This is a genomic window from Sphingomonas sp. (genome assembly GCF_040398505.1).
Classification (GTDB): Bacteria; Pseudomonadota; Alphaproteobacteria; order Sphingomonadales; family Sphingomonadaceae; genus Sphingomonas.
Genome location: NZ_JBBATX010000178.1, coordinates 1 through 3,145 on the forward strand (window position 1 = coordinate 1; position 3,145 = coordinate 3,145).

Annotated in this window: 3 protein-coding genes; 2 read left to right on the forward strand and 1 reads right to left on the reverse strand. The window is 66.3% G+C overall.

The annotated features are described in order from the left end of the window. Positions 1 to 44: 44 nt before the first annotated feature. A complete protein-coding gene (locus tag ABWP09_RS14080; RefSeq protein WP_188447948.1) occupies positions 45 to 377 on the forward strand; it encodes a DUF6481 family protein in 333 nt (110 codons plus the stop codon). Between the two features lie 125 nt (positions 378 to 502). On the opposite strand, the gene ABWP09_RS14085 is transcribed toward ABWP09_RS14080, so the two are convergent. After that, on the reverse strand, positions 503 to 2,557 hold the full coding sequence (locus ABWP09_RS14085) for an NAD(+) synthase (RefSeq protein ID WP_353205750.1): 2,055 nt from the start codon (positions 2,555 to 2,557) through the stop codon (positions 503 to 505). 66 nt (positions 2,558 to 2,623) lie between these two features. On the opposite strand from ABWP09_RS14085, the gene ABWP09_RS14090 reads away from it, so the two are divergent. After that, positions 2,624 to 3,019, forward strand: a complete 396-nt coding sequence (locus ABWP09_RS14090) for a winged helix-turn-helix domain-containing protein (RefSeq protein ID WP_353205751.1) — start codon at positions 2,624 to 2,626, stop codon at positions 3,017 to 3,019. The last annotated feature ends 126 nt before the right edge of the window (positions 3,020 to 3,145 follow it).

The window sequence follows — 3,145 nt, forward strand, 5'->3', positions numbered from 1 at the left end:
CTCCGCCATTTGCTTCTCTCGACGATAAGGCTAAAGCGCGCCGCATGGCATCTTACAAAGAACCCACCTTCCAGGACCGCGCGGCCCTTTCCGCCGACGCAAAGCAGCGCGCGCTCGAAAAGCTGAAGGCCAAGCCTCCGGTCGATCCCGCCGTCGCCGCCGCCCGCGCTGCCGCGCGCGAAGCCAAGGAAGCCGCCGAAGCGAAGAAGCGCGAAGAGAAAAAGCTCGCGATCGAACAGGCGCGACTCGACAAGCTCGCCAAGGCCGAAGCCGCTGAACAAGCGATCAAGGATGCCGAGCAAGCCGCGGTCCAGGCCGAGATCGACAAAAAGGCCGCGCGCGACGCGCGCTATGCTGCGCGTAAGGCGAAGCGGTAAGTCACCATCATTTCGTTGCTACGGTGTCATCCCCCCGAAAGCGGGGACCCAACTCCGGCGTTACGAGATGGGTCCCCGCTTTCGCGGGGATGACACGTTTGATGTGTCCCTTTCGATAACGGACATCACGGCAGCCCGCGCGCCAGTTCCTCCAGCCACACCCGTGCCGTGCCATCCGATGGCGCCCGCCAGTCGCCACGCGGGCTGAGCGCGCCACTGCTCGAAACTTTCGGCCCGTTGGGAATCGCCGAGCGCTTGAACTGGCTCGTCGCGAAGAAGCGGACGAGAAACTTCTCGAGCCAGCTGGCGATCGTCGGAAGATCGTACGCCACCCGCGCCGCCGCAGGGAAATCGCGCGGCCAGCCCCCCGCGCGCGCATCGCGCCAGGCGTGGAGCGCGAGGAAGGCGATCTTTGACGGCGCCATGCCGTGCCGCACGACATGATGCAGGAAGAAATCGTTGAGCGCGTACGGCCCGATCTTGGCTTCGGTGCTCTGGATCGCGCCATCGGCCCCGGCGGGCACCAGTTCGGGCGAAATCTCGGTGCCAAGAATCGCCTCAAGGATCGCGTCGGTCTCGCGGTCATATTGGTCGGTGCGGATGCACCAGCGAATCAGGAACTGGATCAGCGTCTTGGGGACGCCGGCATTGACCGCATAATGGCTCATCTGGTCGCCGACGCCGTAGGTGCACCAGCCCAGCGCCAGCTCCGACAGGTCACCCGTGCCGACCACCAATCCGCCGCGCTGATTGGCGAGACGGAACAAATAATCGGTGCGCAAACCTGCCTGCACATTCTCGAAGGTTACGTCATAGACCGGTTCACCGCTGGCGAACGGATGGTCCATGTCGGCGAGCATCTGCGTCGCGGCGGGGCGAATGTCGATTTCGTCGCCATCGACGCCGAGCGCGCGCATCAGCGCCCAGGCATTGTCCTTGGTCGCCTCGCTGGTCGCGAAACCGGGCATGGTGAAGCCGAGGATCCGGCTGCGTGGTAACCCGAGCCGGTCCATCGCCTTGGCCGCGACGATCAGCGCGTGGGTCGAATCGAGCCCGCCCGATACGCCGATGACGAGCCGCTCAGCATGCGCCGCCTCAAAGCGCTTGAGGATACCCTCGACCTGAATGTTGAAGGCCTCGTAGCAATCCTGATCGAGCTTTTCGGGCGTGTCGGGGACGAACGGGAAACGGCCTTGCGCGCGCAGCAGGCCGATATCGGCGAAGCCGGGCTGGTGCGTGAAGCTGACTCGCCGAAAACGCTTCTCCGGGTCGTCGGCGAGGCGCGCGGCGTCGTTGAAGGTACCGACGCGCATCCGTTCCTGCTCGATCCGCTCGGCATCGACATCGGCGAGGACGAGTTGCGATGCGCGGTTGAAGCGGCTCGATTCGGCGAGCAACTCGCCGAGTTCGTGGATCATGCCCTGGCCGTCCCACGCCAGATCGGTCGTGCTTTCGCCGGGTCCTGCAGCGGAGAAGACATAGGCGCAGATCGCGCGCGCGGATTGCGCTGCGCATAGCATCGCCCGCTCGCGCGCCTTGCCGACCACGATATTGGAGGCGGAGAGATTGCAGCAGATCAGCGCCCCGGCCAGCGCACCCATCGTCGAGGGCGGGGTGGGGGCCCAGAAATCTTCGCAGATTTCGGCGTGGAAGATGAAATGCGGCAATTCGCTCGCCGCGAAGATCAGGTTGGTGCCGAAGGGAGCGGTCTGTCCGGCGAGCGTGATCTCGCAGTCGCCGGTCAGCCCGGCACCGCTCGCAAACCAGCGTTTTTCATAATATTCGCGGTAATTGGGCAGGAAAATCTTCGGCACCACGCCGAGGATGCGCCCGCGCGCGATCACCACCGCGCAATTGTACAGCCGCCCGTTGCGCGGCAGCGCCGCCCCCACCAGCAGCACCGGCCGCAGCTTGGCGCTCGCCGCCACCACTGCGCCGATCGCCGCTTCGGTCGCGCGATGCTGCGCGGTCTGCAAATGCAGATCGTCGATCGCGTAGGAGGTGATGTTGAGCTCGGGGAAGACGAGCAGGTCGGCGCCCCGCGCGTGGCCGTCCTTCGCCAGCGCGATCACCGCCTCGGCATTGGCGACGGGGTCCCCAACGCTGGCGCGCGGGGTGCAGGCACCGACGCGGACGAAGCCGTGGGTGTGGATCGAATGGAACGGGTGCGGCTTCGCCATGTCTGCGACCTAACGCGGTTTGCGCCGCTTTGCCACCTGCCAGCGTTTTGGGCTAGAACCCCGGCCATGCGGGTCGGCAAACTCAAGATCAAGGCGCAGCTCTATTGCGGCGACGAACTGGCGATGGGGCCGGGCAAGGCCGATCTGCTTGAGGCGATCGACCGCGCGGGATCGATCTCGGGCGCGGGCCGCGCGATGGGGATGAGCTACCGGCGCAGCTGGCTGCTGGTCGACAGCATGAACCGCTGCTGGCAAGAGAAACTGGTCGAGACGGTCGCGGGCGGCGGGCATGGGCGCGGGGCGTCACTCACGCCGACGGGGCAGGCGGTGCTGGGGGCGTATCGGCGGCTGGAGGCGGGGCTGGCCGACGCGGCGAGCGGGGCGGTGCTGGCAGAACTCGGTAATTTGCTGCGGGAGACGCCGCTGCCGCCGACGTCGGCTGGGGTCGGCGAGGCTGCGTAACTCGCGCTACGACTGCGCTCCCCACCCTGTGTCATCCCCGCGAAAGCGGGGACCCATCACGTGCCGCCGGAGCTGGGTCCCCGCTTTCGCGGGGATGACAAAATTGGCGTCTAGACTGGCTGCCTA

Bases quoted from the DNA above. Each gene is read 5' to 3' on its own strand.
- ABWP09_RS14090 (WP_353205751.1), top strand. From the start codon at position 2,624: ATGCGGGTCGGCAAACTCAAGATCAAGGCGCAGCTCTATTGCGGCGAC.
- ABWP09_RS14085 (WP_353205750.1), bottom strand. From the start codon at position 2,557: ATGGCGAAGCCGCACCCGTTCCATTCGATCCACACCCACGGCTTCGTC.
- ABWP09_RS14080 (WP_188447948.1), top strand. From the start codon at position 45: ATGGCATCTTACAAAGAACCCACCTTCCAGGACCGCGCGGCCCTTTCC.